15 protein-coding genes are annotated in these 21,427 nt (G+C 44.0%); 4 read left to right on the top strand and 11 right to left on the bottom strand.

Features of this window, described 5'->3' with window-relative positions:
• Positions 1-82: 82 nt before the first annotated feature.
• From CLV59_RS23625 to CLV59_RS23615, 3 genes are all read right to left on the bottom strand, one after another.
• Complete coding sequence (locus CLV59_RS23625) at positions 83-1,807, bottom strand: M3 family oligoendopeptidase (protein WP_111594570.1); 1,725 nt, start codon at positions 1,805-1,807, stop codon at positions 83-85.
• Between the two features lie 71 nt (positions 1,808-1,878).
• Positions 1,879-2,547 carry a DUF5606 family protein gene (locus tag CLV59_RS23620; RefSeq protein WP_111594569.1) on the bottom strand — a complete coding sequence of 223 codons (669 nt, stop codon included), beginning with the start codon at positions 2,545-2,547 and terminating at the stop codon, positions 1,879-1,881.
• Positions 2,548-2,642: 95 nt separating this feature from the next.
• Entirely contained in the window at positions 2,643-4,364 is a 1,722-nt protein-coding gene (locus tag CLV59_RS23615) for a lamin tail domain-containing protein (protein ID WP_111594568.1), read from the bottom strand.
• A gap of 152 nt (positions 4,365-4,516) precedes the next feature.
• Between CLV59_RS23615 and CLV59_RS23610 the strand changes: the two genes are divergently transcribed.
• Both CLV59_RS23610 and CLV59_RS23605 read left to right on the top strand, forming a co-directional pair.
• On the top strand, positions 4,517-5,506 hold the full coding sequence (locus CLV59_RS23610) for an aspartate-semialdehyde dehydrogenase (RefSeq protein WP_111594567.1): 990 nt from the start codon (positions 4,517-4,519) through the stop codon (positions 5,504-5,506).
• A 311-nt stretch (positions 5,507-5,817) separates the two neighbouring features.
• The gene (locus tag CLV59_RS23605) at positions 5,818-6,069 is read left to right on the top strand and encodes a hypothetical protein (protein WP_111594566.1); all 252 of its coding nucleotides are present in this window, start codon (positions 5,818-5,820) and stop codon (positions 6,067-6,069) included.
• A gap of 74 nt (positions 6,070-6,143) precedes the next feature.
• Here the strand turns inward: CLV59_RS23605 and CLV59_RS23600 are convergent, their stop codons facing one another.
• The 4 genes from CLV59_RS23600 to uvrB all read right to left on the bottom strand — a co-directional run bounded on the left by CLV59_RS23600 (position 6,144) and on the right by uvrB (position 12,196).
• A complete protein-coding gene (locus CLV59_RS23600; protein WP_111594565.1) occupies positions 6,144-6,803 on the bottom strand; it encodes a DUF2461 domain-containing protein in 660 nt (219 codons plus the stop codon).
• 123 nt (positions 6,804-6,926) lie between these two features.
• Positions 6,927-8,006, bottom strand: coding sequence for a porin (locus CLV59_RS23595; RefSeq protein WP_111594564.1), 1,080 nt, complete (start codon positions 8,004-8,006; stop codon positions 6,927-6,929).
• 308 nt (positions 8,007-8,314) lie between these two features.
• Positions 8,315-9,703, bottom strand: coding sequence for an ammonium transporter (locus CLV59_RS23590; RefSeq protein ID WP_111594563.1), 1,389 nt, complete (start codon positions 9,701-9,703; stop codon positions 8,315-8,317).
• 438 nt (positions 9,704-10,141) lie between these two features.
• The gene (gene uvrB / locus CLV59_RS23585; RefSeq protein WP_111594562.1) at positions 10,142-12,196 is read right to left on the bottom strand and encodes an excinuclease ABC subunit UvrB; all 2,055 of its coding nucleotides are present in this window, start codon (positions 12,194-12,196) and stop codon (positions 10,142-10,144) included.
• A gap of 101 nt (positions 12,197-12,297) precedes the next feature.
• Here uvrB and CLV59_RS23580 point away from each other — a divergent pair, with 101 nt between their 5' ends.
• The gene (locus tag CLV59_RS23580; RefSeq protein ID WP_111594561.1) at positions 12,298-13,089 is read left to right on the top strand and encodes a S1/P1 nuclease; all 792 of its coding nucleotides are present in this window, start codon (positions 12,298-12,300) and stop codon (positions 13,087-13,089) included.
• 90 nt (positions 13,090-13,179) lie between these two features.
• On the opposite strand, the gene CLV59_RS23575 is transcribed toward CLV59_RS23580, so the two are convergent.
• The gene (locus CLV59_RS23575; RefSeq protein WP_111594560.1) at positions 13,180-14,103 is read right to left on the bottom strand and encodes a PfkB family carbohydrate kinase; all 924 of its coding nucleotides are present in this window, start codon (positions 14,101-14,103) and stop codon (positions 13,180-13,182) included.
• Between the two features lie 531 nt (positions 14,104-14,634).
• Here CLV59_RS23575 and CLV59_RS23570 point away from each other — a divergent pair.
• Complete coding sequence (locus CLV59_RS23570; RefSeq protein WP_146616290.1) at positions 14,635-15,147, top strand: hypothetical protein; 513 nt, start codon at positions 14,635-14,637, stop codon at positions 15,145-15,147.
• A 167-nt stretch (positions 15,148-15,314) separates the two neighbouring features.
• Here CLV59_RS23570 and CLV59_RS23565 read toward each other — a convergent pair whose 3' ends face one another.
• The 3 genes from CLV59_RS23565 to CLV59_RS23555 form a co-directional block, all read right to left on the bottom strand.
• On the bottom strand, positions 15,315-17,369 hold the full coding sequence (locus CLV59_RS23565; RefSeq protein WP_170137903.1) for an OmpA family protein: 2,055 nt from the start codon (positions 17,367-17,369) through the stop codon (positions 15,315-15,317).
• Between the two features lie 57 nt (positions 17,370-17,426).
• A complete protein-coding gene (locus CLV59_RS23560; protein WP_111594557.1) occupies positions 17,427-18,434 on the bottom strand; it encodes a PorP/SprF family type IX secretion system membrane protein in 1,008 nt (335 codons plus the stop codon).
• 91 nt (positions 18,435-18,525) lie between these two features.
• On the bottom strand, positions 18,526-21,427 hold a 2,902-nt coding region (locus tag CLV59_RS23555; RefSeq protein ID WP_146616289.1), incomplete at its 5' end, for an Ig-like domain-containing protein.

Raw genomic sequence — 21,427 nt, 5'->3', positions numbered from 1 at the left:
GCGCCCATGGCGCATTTCTTATTTTTTTGCCCGCAAAGCAGCATGAGCTGCAGCGCAGCAAAGACTATATTTATTAATCCTATTATCCGATCTTATCCATTTCTACTTTCACAAAGTCGGCCAACTCTTTCACATATGCAGGGGAGAAATCGAATTTTAATCCCGCCGCTTTATACAGCTCTGGTAAGGTTTTGGTATTTCCTAAACTCAACGCCTGTACGTAATTATCGAGTGCCTGCTGTGGGTTCTCTTTGTATTGTTTCCACATACCAATAGCGCCTAATTGAGCGATACCATACTCGATGTAATAGAATGGTACTTCAAAGAGGTGCAATTGACGTTGCCAGGCCGTTGCACGGAACTCCTCCAGGCCGGACCAATTCACCACGGCAGGGGAGAACTCTTCCTGGATTTCATTCCATTTGGCAGTACGTTGTTCTGCGGTATGCTGTGGATGTTCGTAGATCCAGTGTTGGAATTTATCAATAGTAGCAATCCAAGGGAAGATAGTGATAGATCTTTCCAGTTGTTGCTGTTTTGCCCGACGCAGTTCATCTTCGTTATCGAAGAAGATATGCCAATGATCCATGGTGAAGAGTTCCATACTCATACTGGCTACTTCTGCAATCTCCATCGGATACTCCTTAAAGGCGCTCAATGTGAGGTTATGGCTGAGGAAGGAATGTACTGCATGGCCGCCTTCATGTACCATCGTCGTCAGGTCTCTCATTTGGCCGGCAGCGTTCATAAAGATGAAAGGCACACCGGTTTCTGCGAGTGGACAGTTATAACCTCCGGGCGCTTTCCCTTTGCGGCTTTCCAGATCCAGGCGTTGCATTTGTTTCATCACGCGCAGACAGTTGCCGAAGAATGGGCCCAGCTCGTCGAAAGTCTTGATGGCTTTATCCACCAGTTCCTCTCCGGTGTGGAAGGGTTCCAGTGGTTTTATACCAGCAGGTTCTGCGTCAGTATCCCAGGGGCGGAGATTATCCAACTCCAGTTTCTGACGTTGTTTTTCCAGGATATTCTTTACCAGTGGAACGATATGCGTTTTCACTGCTTCATGGAACTGGAAGCAGTCTTCTTTAGTGTAATCGAATCTGCCTAATTCTTCGAATTTATAATCGCGGTAATTCTCGAAACCGGCGTTGGTGGCAACCTGGTGACGTTTTGCGATGAGTTCGGAGTAGAGTTTATCGAGGGCTTCGCGGTCTTCCAGTCGGCGTTTACCGGTATGCGTATACACTTCTTCTCTCAGGGCGCGATCGCTGCTAAGGAGGAATTTAGCGGCTTGTTGCAGCGTGTATTCCTGACCGTTAACAGTGATGGTTTGTTTGCCGGAGATGGCGCCATACTGTTGTGCCATCACGCTCAGCTCTGCCTGGAGCGGGATATTCTCTTCACGGAAGAGTTTAATTTGTTTATCAACGTTACGGATATACGTTTTGTACAGCTCCTGGTCCAGTTCTTTTACGTATGGATTTTCCAGGAATTTCCTGTTGAGCGCATCGGCGTATGGTTGCAGTTTGGGTTGAATTTCCATGCAAAAATAGGCAAATGCTTCTTCGAGGGATTTGTCTGTAGTATCGCAGGTCATGCGGATCTGGCGCCAGCAGGCATCTTCGCTGATCACAGCTTCCAGCTCACTGATATCCTGGAGCCATTTCTCCAGTTCTTTTACATTATTAATGGGTCTTTGTTGCAGTGCTTCATAATAGGGCTGCAATGTATCCCAGGTAGTTACCTGGAAATCCTCCGGGAGAAAGTGGCGGGGGAGTTTCTTTATATCTGCGCTTAAGTTCTTCATCTTACTAAAATAAAAAATTCCAGGCTTCCCGAAGGCGGCCTGGAATAATTGTTATGTTAAAATCCCGGAGATTACTCTTCGGTTTTCTTTTTGCGAGGTTTAGCGGCTTTTTTAGGCTCTTCACCTTCAGCAGCTTCTTCTTTTTTAGCTTTGGTAGCTTTCTTTGGTTTTTCCTCAGCATCTTCTTCACCTTCTGCTTTCGCCGCTTTTTTAGCGCGAGGCTTTTTAGGTTTTTCTTCTGCTTCAGTTTCAGCAGCTGGAGCTTCAGCAGCTTTTTTCTTTTTCTCCGGAGCAGGAGCAGCAGCTACTTCTTCCGCAGCTTCATCTTCTCCATTTTCCTGAGCCAGTATTTCCTCAAATTTCAACAGGTCATTTGATTTGAGAATGCCAAACCATTTAACCATTTTCTTCATATCGCTCACGTATACTCTTTCTTCGTCGAATTCAGGGTATACACTCTTGAAATAGGCTTTAATAGTATTGTTATCAGCTTTTCCATCCAGTGGAGGGAAGGCTGCAGCTTTTTCATCCATGGCTTTGAAAACTTCTGCCAGGTTTACGTTTTCGCCGGTGGTAAAAACTTCAATACTTTCCAGTGGAGTAAAATTATGCACGCGGGAAGACACAAACCTAGTGCTTTTATCTTCCAGTGACCTAACGATGGCGCCATCTTGTTTGCTGGCTACTAACTGAAACAAACCGCCCAATCCGGTTACTGCAACAATTTCTCTGTACTGCATGTTCAAATTTTTAGGAAGCGCAAATATAAATAATTATTAATAGAATGCCCGCTGACAAAATTTACCCTTTAAAGCGCTAATTGTCAGAGGCCGGTTCAATTCAAGTTTCTTGCCATTACCACAGCCTGCTTCCAGCGCCGGGTACGACCTTTGAGGTTAAATATTTCGAATAAAAATATATAAACACCTGCCGGCAAAAGTACTTTTTTTTCATCATATCCATCCCATGTCAAAAAACCATTACCAGACACAAGCATATTTCTTGCCAAAGTGCGTATAGGCCTCCCTGTTACATCATATATCCATGCATTTCCTACCCATTGCTGATTCCCAAGGTTATAGCTGCATTTTGCCTGGTTATTTCCGGCAATATTTTCCGGCGTAAAAACTGGGGTCAAATTTTGAAAAACCAGGGCGTCACTATCCATTTGTTGCTCCGGTAGCCATCCCGGCGTAGCATATCCATAAGTTCCGGCGGTTGATTGCCAGTCGCCCTGCCCTATAGCAGGGTGTTCAAAAGTAATTCGTTCCAGTGAAGCCCCTTCGCTGTCTGTTAATAAGGGGAAATGCCAGTTTTCATTATACATGACTTCATCCAGCAGGAGGGAATCTGCGCGTAGTAGCCGTAATCTGCCTTCCCCGACATAAGTAGTAGGTAATGTGGTTTCCAGGAATGCGGAGGCATCGCGGCAGTTGTAGCGGCTACAGAGGCGTTGTTGGTCAGTAGTTAGGGCGACACAATGCCCTGGCGCCAGCAGCCGGCTCTCTGCGCTGACAGCCTTAGCAGCGTCCAGACGGCCATCAGCCCGTACATTTTGAAGGCGCAGCGATTTTAAATCAACCATTGTGGCCGTCCGGTTAACGATTTCTATAAAAGAGGGATAAGTGCTGACTGGATGGAACAGTATCTCACTAACCATTACTCCTCCGATCCCCGGTAGTTCGGGCCATCCTGTTTCCAGCGAACGGTAGACGATACTTTCCCTTCCCTGGCAATTGCGGATACCCGCTACTAAAACGGTATAACCATGGCCATTTTCCAGGGGCTGAGCCAATTGCAACTGAATGGTATTCAATAATGGGGGCATTACCCTCACAGCTGCCGGCTGAAGGGGTATCCCGGTAGACTTATCTATCAATTTGAAGTTGCCCACATCGGCTGCCAGGCTGCTATCGATGGACTGAGCAAACGTGAGCGAGAGGTTATTCTTATCCACGATACCAGCATATAAGAGATCTGGCAACTGTTTATCATCCCAGTCGCTGGAGGCAGCATTGGCCATTCCCGGCGTGCCGCCGGCAACTGCCGTACTGGCGCACCAGTTGGATTTACCTGCGCAGGGAATAGCGGCATTTATCATTTCCAGGCTAAATCCGCCATTAGCTCGGTCTGCACGGCCATACCAGGATTTATTATAATTCACCGCATGCAGCACTTTTCTATTGCTGCTATATAATGCAATCAGACCCGTATCATCTGGTATGGGAGGCCACTTATCAATGCCTGCAATTAAAGGCGCAACAAAGCTGTCTGTTGCAGCACTATTGCACAGCAGTAATATTCCCGCAGGAGGAAGAGCGATATTGGGGAGTATTACTTCTCGCTTATTCACTGCTAGTATGCAATTTTTTAATAATACGGTAGCAGCATTTCGGTTATACAGTTCAATGTATTCCACCGCAGGTAATCCCTTTACAGGAGAGGGTTTAGCCATTACCTCATGAATGACTATGTCATAAATGGCAGGTAAAATGGTGTCTGATACAGGTTGGGTAATGGCCAGTGATATGGCACAACAAACAATGGTAGTTAACATGATAAAAATATTTAACGGGACAGGAAATTACCTGCTTATTATCATGAATTCCTTTAGTAACTGTTAACGTCAGAATAAAAGATGCCTGATATTATGAAAAGCGAGCATGATATATTAATTTTGACTTCCTAAATTTTAAAATGTAAAACAAAATGAAAGTTGCCGTAGTAGGAGCTACCGGACTGGTAGGCTCAAAAATGTTACAGGTGTTGACAGAGAGGAATTTTCCTGTCACAGAATTGATTCCAGTGGCTTCTGAGAAGTCAGTAGGTAAGGAAGTAACATTTAAGGGCAAGAGCTATAAGGTGGTTAATGCAGAAACGGCAATTGCCATGAAGCCAAACGTAGCGATCTTCTCTGCTGGTGGCAGCACTTCCCTGGAATGGGCTCCTAAATTTGCAGCCGCAGGTATCACTGTTATTGACAACTCCAGCGCATGGAGAATGGACCCTACCAAAAAGCTGGTGGTTCCTGAAGTAAACGGCGATGCACTGACTCCTGAAGATAAAATCATTGCCAACCCTAACTGCTCTACTATTCAGATGGTGCTGGTACTGAAACCGCTGCATGAACAATACAAAATCAAAAGAGTAGTCGTTTCTACCTACCAGTCAGTAACCGGTACCGGCGTGAAAGCGGTTAACCAGCTGATGAACGAAAGACAAGGTATCCAGGGAGAAATGGCTTACGCACATCAAATTGACCTCAACGTTATTCCTCAAATCGACGTTTTTCTCGATAACGGCTATACGAAAGAGGAAATGAAGATGATAAACGAGACCAAGAAGATTATGGGCGATGACCATATCCTGGTAACGGCAACCACTGTACGAATTCCGGTAATGGGTGGTCATAGTGAAGCGGTAAACATCGAATTTGATAAGGAATACGAATTGAGCGACGTTCGTTCCCTCTTGGAAAAAACGCCTGGCGTAATTGTAGTGGATAATCCTGCGAAAGCAGAGTACCCAATGCCGAAAGATGCCCACGATAAAGACGAGGTATTTGTAGGTCGTATCCGCCGCGATGAAACCCAGCCTAAAACGGTAAACATGTGGATAGTAGCGGATAACCTACGCAAAGGCGCTGCCACCAACGCTGTCCAGATCGCAGAATACCTGATGGCAAAAAACTGGTTATAATATGAATAGGTTCGATACCCTGACATTAATTTATAATGTCATGTATCAGAACACCGTATACGGATATACGAAATATCATCTGTAAATCATTAAAAGCAAGCGTCTTAACGCTTGCTTTTTTTATTCATTTTACAGAAGCATAACACATACCACTTAAAAATTACACGGAAGTAGTATTGATTTCTGCTGGATAAAATTGAATTTTGGTATTAATAATCCTATGCCAGCTAAACTGATTTTGAGTTGTCCGATTTTAGAGAGAGTGTGATGTTTTTTCGCTATTGTCTAACAGAAAAACACCCTTAAGTCCTATGAAAACCAACACCAATCGCGAGCTTTTGTTGATGCACAAGTTTACCGAAGAGTGGAGTACCAATTTCTCCTCCCAAGTATCCCGGATCATGAATATTGTTGATCAGCAGGATACATTGGATGGCATTATTCCAATTATCGAAGTGGCAAATGTTTATAATCAGAAATTTGCGCATACGCGTTCTGATAAGGAAAACCTTTTGAAGAACAGAAAGGCGCGTCCTTTTGAATTTCTGATTCATAAAAACTAACATCTTACCGGTGTACCGACTTTTAAGCAACAATGAACAGTGAAAAGCCTAAAAGTCGGTATACCGGCCAGGAACTAATCCATTGCCCGATTAATAAATTGCAGCAATGGCTGCATCAGGGAGAAAGATTTTAAAATATCTCGAACCATAGCAGGTTGAACAACCGCCTCATCCGACACCGCATGTGATACCACCAGACTTTTAAGCTTCAGATAAGCTATGGCAGGATTATCTGGTTGGTAGCCCTGGGGTGCTGTCTTGAGGGATTCCCCTTCTATTTTCCCGAAATGCTTGATGAATTCCTTATTGGAGATTATACTTTCGAATTCTTCGAAATTATAATCTATTTCCTGACGTACTTTTTTTAATTCAGGTGCAGCGGGCATCCAAAGGCCGCCGCCAGACATACTATGTCCTCCAGGTTCCAGGTGAAAGTAGTAGCCGGCCAGGGGCGACTTCTTTCCGCCTGCCTGAAAGGAGGCAGCCATATTCGTTTTGTAGGGTGTCTTTTCCTTTGAGAAACGTACATCCTTATAAATCCTGAATACGCAATCTTTAACCTGTAGTCCGTTCATAGATGGGTCCTGTTTCTGTAATCCATCAATAATCTGCTGGACCATCGTTTCGAAATCGGTCTTTGCTGCGAGATATTCCTCCCGGTGCTCATCGAACCAAGGCTTGTTGTTCTGTTGTTTGAGCGATCGTAGGAACTTCAACGTGGAGGACTGTAACATGTTTAGTATTAATTTTTAGCAAGATAATAATTGTTAAGAAGATGCGTATCAGCGTTAAATAAACAAAAGCCCTACAAGCGCCGAAACGCCTGTAGGGAGTATATTCTAAAAAGATTGCAGGTGTTAAAAATGATAAACAGCCGCCAACAAAACATTTGCAGTAGTAGTCGTAGCTGAACCATCTTGTTTACTGAATAAATCCACCGAAGATTTATCCAATCTGAATTCTGGAATAATAGTTAGGTTACCTGACTTATAATTGAATGATAATGTTCCGGCCACTACATTACCACCAGGACGGGTAAATACTTTTACGCCATCTTTATCACTGAAATATTCTCCGCGTAATGTGAGTCCGAATTTATCTGTAAAATCCGCATTAACATATAGCGCAGATCCCCACCATTTGGCATTTGCGTCTGTTTCCCCTTTCAGCTTAGCATTCAGGTAAGTGCTGTAGGTGCCATTATATCCTACTCCAAATTTTTTCGTGAACTGATAAGTAGCGACTACATCTATCTGATGATTCTGAATACTACTGGTGTCCTTTCCTTCCAGATAATTCAGATATAATTTCAACGGAACGGATTCAGGTGCAAAGCCCAGTTGTGCACCTATATATTTGTGTCCATTGAGCGAAACAGATTTCAGATCTGTAGGGTTGAAAACGCCCACCATTGCGCTCAGTGAAGAAGACAATGCCACATCTGCTTTTACGCCAGTATGGAAAAATGGGCCGTAACTAAACATATAACTCATACTGTAGTTACGATTCAGATAGGCATCTACAAGCTCATAACCTACGTGAGTAGCATAACTACCCATCGTCAGTTTGATTTTATCGGTTAGCTGATAGGAGACGAACAGTTGTTTGATGGCCATCGCCAAACCATTCGTGGAACCGGGAACATCATTGTAAGAAAATTCTCCCGCGCGTTTACCGAATCCCAGATCAGCGACGATACTTCCTTTTTTAAACCCATGTTCCACTTTCAGTGAAACCATTCCCAGTTCAAAGGAATTATGTGAATTGGTAAAGCTGGTTTTATTATCAGTATTATTACCATTCAGGTTGTATTTGTAATAAACATCTGCAGAACCGGATAGCTTAAATGCCGGCGCAGTAGTAGTATCAGTGGCCGTTTGAGCAAAAGCAGACAATAAGTTGCCTGTCGCGAATAAGGTGAATAGCATTCGTTTCATTTACTTATGATTTGGTTGATAAAATGGTAAGATGAAATGCTGCCTTTTCTGCGTTGTTTTGGGGATGCGTGCGTACTTTAATGCAAGGGTTCGATCTGCTAAGTAGTCATACAGGTAAGTAAGCGTGCATAGAAGGAACGGATAGTTAACCAAGCTTGTCCATGGCAGTCCCACCTTGGCGGCTTACTGCGTTAACTATCCATTCCAGATTCTTCTAACGTTATCGCATATACGAATACGTTCTAATAAAATTGATAAAGATCGGGTTCCAGGAATTTAATATCGTTTGCTATGAAGCTGGTCACTTTTCAATGATGAACCAATTCGTTTTCTTTCAACGAGCCGGCATCATCTACTGTCATCAAAGCAGGATGATAGCTTTCATTGTGCTGAGTAGTATCCAGACCGAGTGATTCTTCATCATCGCTTACGCGGAGTGGATGAATCAGGTTGATCAGTTTAAAGATGCCATAAGATACGGTGAAGCTGTAAGCCACTACCAGTAATAATCCCAGCACTTGATTTTTAAACAGTTCGAAGTTGCCATACAGCCATCCATCATTACCGCCACTGTTGATGTTTTTGGTAGCGAATATGCCTGTCAGTAACATACCTACCATACCACCTACGCCATGGCAAGGGAATACATCCAGGGTATCGTCAATACTGGTTTTAGATTTCCAGTGTACCATCATATTAGAAACAATGGATGCGGAAAATCCGATGAAAATACTTTGCGGAATGGCTACGTAACCGGCAGCAGGCGTAATGGCTACGAGTCCTACTACTGCACCGATGCAGAAGCCGAGGGCAGAGGGTTTGCGGCCACGAACTACATCAAAGAAAACCCAGGAGAGTCCTGCTGCAGCAGTAGCGGTATTGGTAGTAGCAAAGGCGGTTGCTGCCAGCTGGTTAGCGCCGAGAGCAGAACCCGCATTGAAGCCAAACCATCCGAACCAGAGAAGACCGGTACCCAGCAGTACAAATGGGATATTAGCAGGTTGTAGTTCTTTATTATCAATATGATCTTTTCTGCGTTTAAGAACAATAGCACCTGCGAGAGCAGCACAACCCGCAGAGATGTGTACAACAGTACCACCAGCGAAGTCCAGTACCCCAAGGTTAAAGAGGATACCATTAGGATGCCATGTCCAGTGTGCAATAGGCGCATATACGAGTAGACTAAACAGCACCATAAACAGCACATAGGAAGTAAAACGGATTCTTCCTGCAACTGCGCCTACTACCAGTGCCGGTGTGATAATGGCAAACTTCATCTGGAAGAGAGCAAACAACAGTAATGGAATGGTAGGGGCCAGGCTCCAGGGAGCGCCACTACCTACATGATTAAACATGAAATAAGTGGATGGGTCACCAATCAGCCCCCGATGCGATTCTCCGAATGCAAGACTGAAACCCACTACTACCCAAACTACACTTATCAATCCGGTGGCAATAAAACTTTGTACCATGGTAGAAATAACATTCTTCCGGTTCACCATTCCACCATAGAAAAAGGACAGTCCCGGCGTCATGAGGAAAACCAGGGAAGAAGCTACCAGTATCCAGGCAATATCGCCTACATTATATTTACCGGCATCTGAATAAGAAGGGAGGGCTGGAATAAAAATTCCGATGATGGCCACTACCGCCAGAAAAATAAAAGGCAGGTAGTCTTGGAATTTGTTTTTCGTCATAGCACTTGAATTTTAAATTTCTTAAATAAAAGTAGATTTCAAATTCAAAGTGTCAAATAGATGGCGCTAAATATAGAATAATTTGAAAAAGGAGATTAAATTTTGAGACAGATTCAATTAAATAATAATTATTTATAATATTAATTATTATTTAGCATAGATTAAGAATAGAAATATAGAGAGATGTGTATCATACTAAATTATAAACCAATATGTTATGACAGCTCAAGAAAGAGGTAGACAAATTTTAAATATTCCATCAATGGTTGCTACTACAATTATCAAAACATCATATTAAATTATTAATAATAACTGTATTATATATCACATAAAATATAAAGCGAAATGAAAATGCCTATATCATATAATAATTAATTACATATATGATATAGGCACTGAAATCATAAAAATATTTCATCGGCACTTCAAAAAAGTGAATTATGCCTTCATTTCTTGTAATTCTCTTTCCATCGCAAACATCTGGTCTCTGAGTCTCGCCGCCTCCATGAAATCCAGGTCACGGGCCGCTTTCTCCATATCTTTCTTCACTTTTGTGATCGCCTTTTCCATTTGTGGGATGGTTTTCACCGCAGCAGCAGAGGTTTTAGCCACTTCCATAGCGGCTTCTGCCACCAGCGTTACTTCATCATGAACAGCGTACGGCGAATTCTCGTCGAAGTTCTTGATTTCCAATACAGATGTCTGACCCAGGATTTGCTCCTTGGATTTCCGCACTGTCTTCGGCGTTATACCGTGTTCTATATTATATGCCATCTGCTTCTCCCGGCGACGATCGGTTTCGTCAATCGTTTTCTGCATACTGTCGGTCATTTTATCTGCATAGAAGATAACCAGACCGTCCACGTTTCTCGCCGCACGGCCAGCAGTCTGTGTCAGCGAGCGCTCATCACGCAGGAAGCCTTCTTTATCGGCATCCAGAATCGCGACCAGCGAAACCTCCGGCAAGTCGAGCCCCTCTCTCAGCAGGTTCACACCCACCAATACATCTATATTACCCAAACGCAAATCACGCAGGATCTCAATACGTTCCAGGGTATCCACTTCAGAGTGAATGTATCTCGATTTAACATTAATACGTTGGAGGTACTTATCCATTTCCTCGGCCATACGCTTAGTCAACGTAGTAACCAGTACACGATCGCCTTTTTGCACGCGCTTATCGATTTCATCGAGGAGGTCATCTACCTGGTTAGCGCTTGGTCTTACTTCAATAGGTGGCTCCAGCAGCCCCGTAGGGCGTACTACTTGTTCCACCACTACTCCTTCTGTTTTCTTCAGTTCGTATTCGCCGGGTGTCGCACTCACGAAAATGGCCTGATTCACCAGGTTCTCGAACTCGTAGAAGTTCAGCGGACGGTTATCTAATGCAGAAGGCAGGCGGAAGCCATATTCTACCAGGTTGAGCTTACGGGATCTGTCGCCCCCATACATACCGCCGATTTGCGGAATGGTTACGTGACTTTCATCAATTACCAGCAGGAAGTCATCCGGGAAGTAATCCAGGAGGCAGAATGGTCTGGCTCCGGGCGAGCGCCTGTCGAGGAACCGGGAATAGTTCTCAATACCGCTACAGTAGCCCAGTTCACGGATCATTTCCACATCATAGTTTACTCTTTCGGATAAACGTTGTGCTTCAATGAGCTTACCGTTGGCTTTAAAATATTCTACCTGGGCTTTCAGTTCATCTTGTATTTCATAGATGATCTGCTGCATCATATCTTTCGGAGCAAGATAGAGATTGGCGGGGAAGATGGCTGCATTATCCATCTTCATTATTCTCTTGCCATTCTGCACATCGAAGCTTTCAATTTCTTCGATTTCATCTCCAAAGAAAGTTATTCTGTAACCATAATCGACGTATGGCAGGTTAATATCAACCGTGTCTCCCTGTACCCGGAAATTACCTCTGTTAAAATCGCCGGTAGTGCGGGAATAGAGCGAGTTCACCAAGCCATGCAGGAGTGCATTGCGACTCATGGTTTGTCCCTGGTGGATACGGATAATCCCATTTTCATAGTCCGTAGGGTTACCCATACCATAGATACAGGAAACGGAAGCCACCACAATAATATCCCGACGTCCGGAAAGCAGATTGGATGTAGCTTTAAGACGGAGCTTATCTAATTCTTCATTGATGGCCAGATCCTTTTCTATGTAGGTATCGCTCACCGGCATATATGCTTCAGGCTGGTAGTAATCATAATAGGATACGAAATACTCCACGGCATTATCCGGGAAAAACTGGCGTAATTCGCCATAGAGCTGGGCTACCAATGTTTTGTTGTGGGTCAACACCAGTGTAGGTCGTTGTACTTGCTGGATAACGTTGGCTACAGTAAATGTTTTACCGGAGCCGGTCACTCCGAGTAGGGTTTGATATGGTTCCCCTGTATTAAGACCTTCCGTCAATTGTCTGATTGCTTCCGGCTGATCACCAGCGGGAGCATAGGGAGCTTGTATCTTAAAAGGCATAATGTAATTTATAATTGAGCAGTATGTAAAAATACTAAAGAAGTACTGACAAAAGTGTTAAAAAGGTCTTTACTTTTGTCCTTTAATGAGGACTAAACTGTATGAGAAAGAAATTAATTTTTGCCCTTATTCTGGGCTTCCTTTTACCTGTTGCCAGCTTTGCCTGGGGACCTAATGGGCACCGTATCGTTGCCGAGATCGCGTATAATCATCTGACACCACAGGCACGCAAAGCCGTAGAAGCCATTCTTGGTCGCACCAGCATGGCTATGGTTGCTAACTGGCCTGATTTCATCAAGTCGGATACCACCCACAAGTATGACCATACCAACAAATGGCATTACCTGGATTTTCCTGGAGGTATTGAAAGACCTGAGTTTGACAGTCTCTTAAAGGCAGCCACCGGCGAAAATCTTTATACAGAGACCAATGCTATGATCAAGGATCTGAAGAACCGTTCCCTGTCTAAAGAGCAAAAAGTATTTGCATTAACCTTCCTCATTCACATGATGGGAGATATGCACCAGCCGCTGCACGTAGGTAGAGACGAAGATCAGGGTGGAAACAAGATCACCCTGACCTGGTTCAACACTCCTTCTAACCTTCACCGCGTATGGGATGAGCAGCTAATTGATTTCCAACAACTTAGCTACACAGAATACACCAAAGCACTGGATATTGCGACTGCTGCACAAGTAAAATCTTACCAGACGGGTAGTATTGCAGACTGGATGTATGAGTCACATATGATGGCGGATAAGGTATATGGTTATACTAAGCCGGATTCCAAACTGAGCTATCGTTATAATTATGTGTTCATCGAGGATCTGAATACACAGCTGCTGAAAGGTGGTCTGCGTCTGGCATCTGTCCTGAACAGCATCTTCAAATAATTGAGATATTACTTATAAAACAAAGCCCGTCTCTATATAACAGAGACGGGCTTTATTTTTATTGAAACTGTATCTGATTCGACTTATGGACTATACCAGGTCGATATCGAAGTTCACCAGTTGTACGAACTGGTTGATACGAGCGTGAATTTCGTCTTTGGAAACGGCTCTGATACGTTCAGTACCAAATTTCTCTACGCAGAAAGAAGCCATTGCAGAACCTACGATGATGGCTGTTTTCATATTTTCAAAAGAGATATCTTTTGTTTTAGCGAGATAGCCGATAAATCCGCCTGCGAAGGTATCACCAGCGCCGGTTGGGTCGTAAACGTCGTCCAGCGGCATAGCAGGAGCGAAGAATACATGATTTTCGTGGAACAGGAGGGCGCCGTGCTCACCTTTCTTGATAATCAGGAAGCGAGGACCCATGGTCAGGATTTTACGGGCAGCTTTCACCAGAGAGTATTCACCACTCAGCTGACGTGCTTCACCGTCGTTCACCATCAGAACGTCTACTTTCTTCAGTACTTTCAGCAGATCATCCATGGCTACTTCCATCCAGAAGTTCATGGTATCCATCACGATCAACTTAGGTCTTTCCTTCATTTGATCCAGTACGCTCATCTGTACCTGCGGAGTGAGGTTACCGAGAATCAGGAACTCACTACCTTGGTAGTTTTCTGGAATAACTGGTTGAAAATCAGCCAGTACATTCAGATCAGTAACCAGGCTGTCGCGGGTATTCATATCCATATGGTACTTACCGGACCAGTAGAAAGTTTTTTCATCTTTCTTTACCTGAACACCGTCCATGGCAACGCCTTTAGCTTTCAGGGCATCGATTTCGGACTGAGGGAAGTCCCCGCCGATAACGGATACCTGGTTGATAGGACTTACGAAGTTAGAAGCAGCCCAAGCGATAAAAGTGGCGGAACCACCGATGATTTTTCCTGATTTCCCAAATGGTGTTTCGATCTCGTCGAACGCCATAGTACCTACTACTGTGAGAGACATACTATTTTTAGTTACTGGTTTAATTAGATAAAAGTAAAATACAAAACCCGGCAAAGGTAATATATCTCTATAAAACGGCCCCAGTTATTATTTCAGGCCGATTTTTACCCCCGAGGGGGTATCCGGCCCGGAAAAAATGTCGTCTCCCTAAAAATTATCTGGAATAAAATTAGCGGTATATCGTTAACGACTATACGAAAACATAATCAATCATCACAAAAATCAGCAAATAATAAAAAGTACAAGTCCCCTCAAAAGTTACAGTACGTTTAAAATATTTTTTATCTGGACAACTAACCTATTATTTCCATCTTGTCAGTAAGATAATTTTAACAAAAATTAAATCCGATATAACACAGTACAGTAAAGCATTACAGCGTTACGTAAATTTCTTTTTCAAAATAATTTTACAACAGCTGTGTAACTTTTAATTTTCATCTCCGTTTAACAGATCAGTAAGCGCTGAAAACCTATTGCAATAATATCATAACCGAAAATTCATTCTAACAATCTTCAATTAAACCTGAAATTATGTCAATTTCAAAGAAACATGCTCTCACAGCGGGAGTTATGATGGCTACTGCTATGGCTGTAACTTTCACTGCTTGTAAAAAAGACGACAAAAACGACGGACCTGCTCCACGTACTGAATCATATGCATTGAAAGGTGTTGGCGCTGATGCTGCAGCAACAAATGCAACTGTTACTTTGACTGAAAACAAAGATAGCTCTATCAACCTGAGCATCAAACTGAACAAGTCTACCAAAGACGCAAAACAGTATATCTACGTGATTGGCGGTACTCCTGCTCAACCAGGTACTGATACCCTGGCAGCTATCAGCGGCGACAACATCAAAGGTACTGGCGCTGCAATGAGTGTTGCTATCTTCCAGAACGTAAAAACCATTAAGGTGAATACTCCTGCTGGTCAGAAAGACACTGCTTTCCGTTATGCTGATGTACTGAAATATGCTGCTCACCTGAAAGTATTGTCTGGCGATAAGAAAGATACCCTGGCTATTGGTACTGTAGGCAAAAAGTAATTAGCTTTTTAATATCTGGTTAATTTAAACAGTGATGAACTATTTACCTCACAGGGTGATAGAACGTTAAAAGTGTGATGAATCAAAAAAATAGCCCACGCAATTGCGTGGGCTATTCACTGGTCTGTTGTTGTTCATGGATATGGATGGGGTATAATCATTTTTTATCACTCCTGTTGATAAGAGGTAGCAGTCACATTCACTTGTCTTTTCAACACTTTAAATTCTGTTCGTCTGTTCATCTGACGGCCTTCCGGATTATCCTTATGATTAGGCAGTGAGTTCGGTGCAATTGGTCTTGATTTGCCATAACCTTTCGCGATCAGTCTTGATGGAGAAATCCCTTTACTGATCAGGTAATCCACACAGGATTGCGCACGCGCCTGAGACAATTTCATATTGTATTTATCAGATCCGATACTGTCCGTATGCGCACTCATTTCTATGGTGAGTTTCGGATTTTCGTTCAACATATCTACCACTGTATCCAGTACCACTTTTGATTCTGGTCTTAAGGTAGCTTTGTTGAAGTCGTAATATATATTGTTAAGAATAATTGGTTTCTCTACTTCATAATGTTGCAGGCATAGTGTTGGATTCTGCATTTCATCTGCATTATCTAATCCATCCGCTTTGAAGTGTAATGATTTAGTGAAGTAATTATCTTTTTCTGCAATCAACTTATAGGATCTGTTTGGATCCACTTCAAATGTATATTTACCAGTTGCATCCAACGTTACTTTATCGATCTGTTTCTGACGCACGGTATCTAATAATGTAACAGTAGCGCCGGCTAATGGCTGATGTGTATCGCAATCTGTGATTAAACCGGTTACTATTTTGCGGATACGTTTTACTGCAAAAATTTCCAGGCAGCAAACAGATTCTCTGTCTGAACTGATAAACCCGGATGCAAATGGATGCGTATTATCAGCTGCTGTATAGTAGATATCATCCTTTGCTGAGTTCAGTGGTTTCCCCATATTTTTCGGAGCCGACCAGCTACCGAAATCACCTTCACTTTGGAAGAAATCCAGTCCTCCATATCCTACACGTCCATCGGAACTAAAGATCAGTACATTTTTCTCCTGATCATAGAAGGGAGCTTGTTCTTCATCTTTGGTATTGATGGTGGTGCCCATATTTCTGGCGCTTCCAGGAGTTCCGTTTGACATCAGACAATACCAAATATCGTTCTTACCCATACCGCCTGGGCGGTTAGATGTGAAGAGGAGGTATTTCCCATCTGCTGTAATATAAGGCTGCATTGAATTATAGCCATCCACATTTACATTGGAGCCTAACGGTTGGGGATCAGACCAGTTATTGTTTTGTTTGGTACTGATACAAATAGATGCTTGTTTAAGGCCGTTCTTAACCGTCCAGCGGGTGAGAAACATTGTTTTACCATCTGGGGAGACGGTTGACACGCCTTGATCATAGCCTTTTGGAGGATTGGTAATAGGCAACTTCTGCGAGTTAGCGAAATCATTCCCTGAGCCGGTAGCTGTATACAGGGTATTTACATATGGCGTTCCTTTTCTTTCTTGTTTCTTTTTCTCTGGCGTACTGGCATTTGCCGGTAATGGCGGCGTTTCCGGACGGGAAGAAGTAAACATCAATGTACCTGGGTCCATCATAACAGGGGCGTAATTGGCGCCGCCTTCATTTACATTTCCGGAGAGTTTTACGATCGTGTATTTAGGTTGTTTCTTTTCTTCTTCTAAAGCGAATTCGCAAGTTTGTATTTCGAGGTTTACGCGGGTAGAAATCTCATCTGAAGCGGTGTAGGATTGTTTGAATTTATTGAATTGTTCCAGGGCTTCTGCGTATTTACCATTAGCGCGCAAACACACGCCATACCAGAATCTCGCCTGTGGGTACTGGGGATTATTAAACCCTACTAATTGGGCATACCAGGTTTCAGCATTGCCGTAATCATTGTATAGTCGGTACGACTCTGCGAGTCGTGCGACCACTTGTTGATAATCTTTCAGTTTTCCCGTTGGGGGAGCGGCGCCGGCAACAGCATAGGGTAATACTTGTTCTGACTTAATCTTGAATGTTCCGAGCGCTTTGTTGTAATACTGTGCAGCAGAGTAGTAGTCTTTTGCATTATAGTATACATCGGCAGTATGTTTGTAGTCATAAACATATTGTGCCTGCGCAGAATAGAACAGACCTGTCAATACAAGCAAACAGCAGAGTGTAAATTTTTTCATGAGGGTTCCATTTCTTTGTTCTGTATATTTTTTCCGCTCTCTCATCCTTTCAACAGATTATAATCTTGGACAGATAAAGTAATCCTGGTTCAGCAGTCTTCTCTTTCTGCTGATGAAAGAAAGTGACACCTCAAAGCTCTGGCTACCATTTACGAGTCTTCTCATACTAGAGGTACTTGCATCATAGCTGAGGCCCAGCACAAAGTTTTTAAAGTGAAAACCTACAAAGGGTATAGCTGCATCTGCGAACCGGTAGTTTCCTCCAATGAGAAAGTCGAATTCTGGATTTACCGCCATTTGGGCATATATACCGAGTACTGTTTCTTCTGCATTTCCCTGGTGCATATACAACCCTGTAGGGGTTAGACTGATTTGTTCGTTCAGGGTAATTTTGGTACCGCCATGGAATAACCATCTGACAGGTAATGTTTTTTCCATACCGTCTGCGGAGAATGGATCTTTAGGTTGAGTCAGGTGAGCGGCAGAAAAACCAACGAAAGGATTGAATTTGTGATTAGGGTTACCATCGAAGAAAACCACACCTGCGTTGGCATCAAAAGCGGAAGCAGATGTTTTGGTAACGTTCTCACCATTTGCGATGCTTGGATCGAATCCGATTGTTGGATTAAACTGGCTACCTGTCTGGAACTTAGCGGGATCTACTCTTCTGTTCAGCAATCCGGCCTGGATACCGAATACCAGCTGACTGGTTTTCGTTTTACCGAATTTCACGCCGCTATAGGATACGCTGGCCATTGCATTGAGATAATTATATCCGGCATCGCCGGCAGACATATTCAGCACATTGGCGCCTATCCCAATATTTTTGTCCGTTGCAGCATCGATGGATACGCCCGCTGTAGAAAACGGTTTCCCATAGTTCGCCCATTGATTACGATAATCTGCATTGATGCGATAATCGCCGTCAAGGATACCTGTCAGCGCAGGGTTTAACCACAATGGGTAAGCATAGTATTGAGAGAAATGCGGGTCTACCTGTGCAACAGATAAACGGGGCAACAAACTGCTCCATAAAAGTATTGCAACTATAAAAATCCTCTTCATAGGAACATTTTTTATTGTTCAAGATGGCCGGGATACTGTGTTTGTCAGTATCCCGGCGATTGTTATATATTCCGGGTTATCCGAATTGCTGTTATCTCATCAGCGTTACGTTACCTTTCTTCGTAACTACTGTGCCATCCTGCATGGTAGCTTTCAGTATGTACACATACACACCTACTGGTTGTTTCACTCCGTTCATGGTACCATCCCATCCTTGACGTTGGTCTTTGGATTCGAATACCAGTTGTCCCCAATGATTGTAGATTCTGAATTCGAGCTGTGCGATAGCGGTACCGTATACATACTCGATATCATTGATACCATCACCGTTTGGACTGAAGAGGTTCGGTACATAACAGTTGTTACCATTTGGATTCGTGGTCTTGTCTGTCACGGCCGTGATCGGACTGTTCTGACAGGTACCTACTCCGATTGCTCTTACATAGATGGTTACATTCTGATTTGGTTGCAGGTTGGTAACTGTGTGAGAGGTACCAGTTGCACCTGTGCTTGGAGCTACGAAGTGGGTAGAGTCGCCCACAGATACTACATAACCTGTTGCACCTGGTATAGCGGTCCATGTAAACGTAATGCTGGTAGCAGTTTTATTGGTTACAGTTACTACTGGTGCAGGCAGAGGCGCCAGTACTGTAATTGGAACTGCTGTTCTGGTTGCGCTTACACATCCGCCGTTGATAGATGCTTCTACATAGTAGGTAGTATTCTGGCTGATGGCCGGAGTTGTGAATATGGATGTCTGACTGATCGGCGTACCACCTGTTGCCGTAGTGTACCATGCGAAGGATGCACCTGGCGTTGTGGATGTTGCGGTCAGGATGTAAGACGATCCTGGACATTGACTCTGACCATTTCCGGATACTTGTGGCGCTGCTGGCGCTGTGCTGGCTGTAACTGTTACCAGTGTACGTTGAGCACTTGGACAACCGCTTGCATTCACATCTTCCACATAGTAGTTCGTATTAGTAGTGATTGGTCCGACGTTCACGCTTGCGCCTGTTGCTACTGGGGTACCGCCTGATTGTACGGTGTACCAGTTATAAGTCAATGTAGGATCAGCATTCAGTACTGCCAGCGTTGCAGTGGTATTCAGACATGTGGTCACTCCTGGATTTGCTGCCGCAGGCGCTGCCGGAATACTATTTACTGTTACAGATATCATTGCTCTAGTGGAACTTGTACAGTTACCAGCAGTAGCACTTGCATCTACATAGTAAGCAGTGTTTGCGATGACGCCATTGAAGGTTACTGTTGCACCGGTTGCTACTGGCGTACCGCCTGTTGCTGTTGTGTACCAGTGATAAACAATACCTGCTACCGGATTTATCACATTGAGTGTTAGTGTCTGACCCAGACAGAGCGTTTGGTTTGCGCCGACTGTCGGAGTAGCGATACTATTGGTTACAGTAACAGTGACTGCTGTATTTGACTGACTAGAGCAACCGGTGTTGTTCTTAGCCACCACATAGTAGTTCATGTTAGCTGTCAGCACCGGAGTGGTGAACGATGTACCTGTTGTCAGGCTATCGTTATTGGTTGCACCATACCATACGTAGGTCAGTGCAGGATCCGGATTGCTTACCTGGAATGTAGCGCTGTTGTTCAGACATACCACTTGATTTGGTATAGTCACTACTGGTGCAGTTGGTGCAGGGTTTACATTCACTGTAGCAGTTGTTCTGCCACCTGCGTTGCTACAACCTGCCGCATTCACTGCACTTACATAGTAAGTAGTGGTTGCTATCACATTATTGACTGTCAATGTAGTCGGTGTGGTTGGAGTCAGCTCTGTACCATTCACCGCTGCAGTAAACCAGTGGTAAGTCACGGATGGATCTGGATTAGCGATGGTGAAGGTCACGCTGCCGCCTGCACAGATCGTCTGGTTATTCGTTACCAGGGTTGGTGCACCCGGAGCAGGAGTGATCACTGCTGTTACTGGTACACGGCCTGAAGCGCCTGTACATCCGGAAGTACCTGTTGCCTCTACATAGAAGATAGTAGATGTATTCAGTGGTCCGGTGATGAAGCTAGTGCCTGCATCTGTATTCAGCGCAGTACCACCAGTTGGTACATTATACCATCTGTAAACCACGCCATTTACTGGAGCTTTGATTACAAGCGTTCCTGAGCTACCTGCGCATACTGGCTGATTAGCGTCTACAACTGGACTTGCCACACTATTCACCGTAATCACTGCCGGTACCAGTTGTGATATGCAACCCGCTTTGCTTGCTTGTACATACAGGGTAGTATCTGCTGTGAGCGGACCTGTTCTGAAGGAATCAGCTGTTGCAAGGAGCACGCTTCTTGTCTGGTTATTATACCATGTATAAGTCACCGTTGCATCTGGATTAGTCACCTGCACTAAGGCCGTCTGACCGGCACAGATGGCAGCACCTGATACTGTTGGAGCAGGGAGTGCGCTAGTCACTGTTACTGTTACAGACTGGGCTGCACCCGGTGCATTTTCACATGCATTCACACCTTGTACTGTTACGTAGTAGGTAGTGGTGGTTGTCAGCGTATCTGTAACGAATGTGCTGGTGCTTCTGATGAACTGAGTCAGGGCAGCATCACGATACCATCTGAACACTGGATTAGTAACAGTAGTGCTGCTAGCAGTGAGTGTTACTGTAGTATTCGCACAAGTAGTCGTGTTACCAGTTACCTGTATGTCGGCTGCTGTTGCTTTTCTGCCAACATTTACGGTTACCTGTTTCAGATCTCCTGCAAGGTTCGCGCAGTTACCATTGCTGCTTACGCTTACATAGTAAGTATAAGTTCCTGTGCTCAGGTTTGTAAGGGTCAGCACACCGGTTGCAGGGTTCACGCCATTAGTGATTGGCGTTGTTTTCTGCTGGTCTGCGTACCAGAGGAACACTGGGTTAGTGATGGTGGTACTTGTTGGTACCAGACGAACCGTGTCTCCCAGACATACATTCTGTACGCTATCGATATTGATATCGGCGGCT

Source organism: Chitinophaga dinghuensis (genome assembly GCF_003259435.1).
In the GTDB taxonomy this organism is placed as follows: Bacteria; Bacteroidota; Bacteroidia; order Chitinophagales; family Chitinophagaceae; genus Chitinophaga; species Chitinophaga dinghuensis.
The sequence above is the reverse complement of the archived record's forward strand: the minus strand, read 5'-3'. Positions and strand labels throughout refer to the sequence as shown.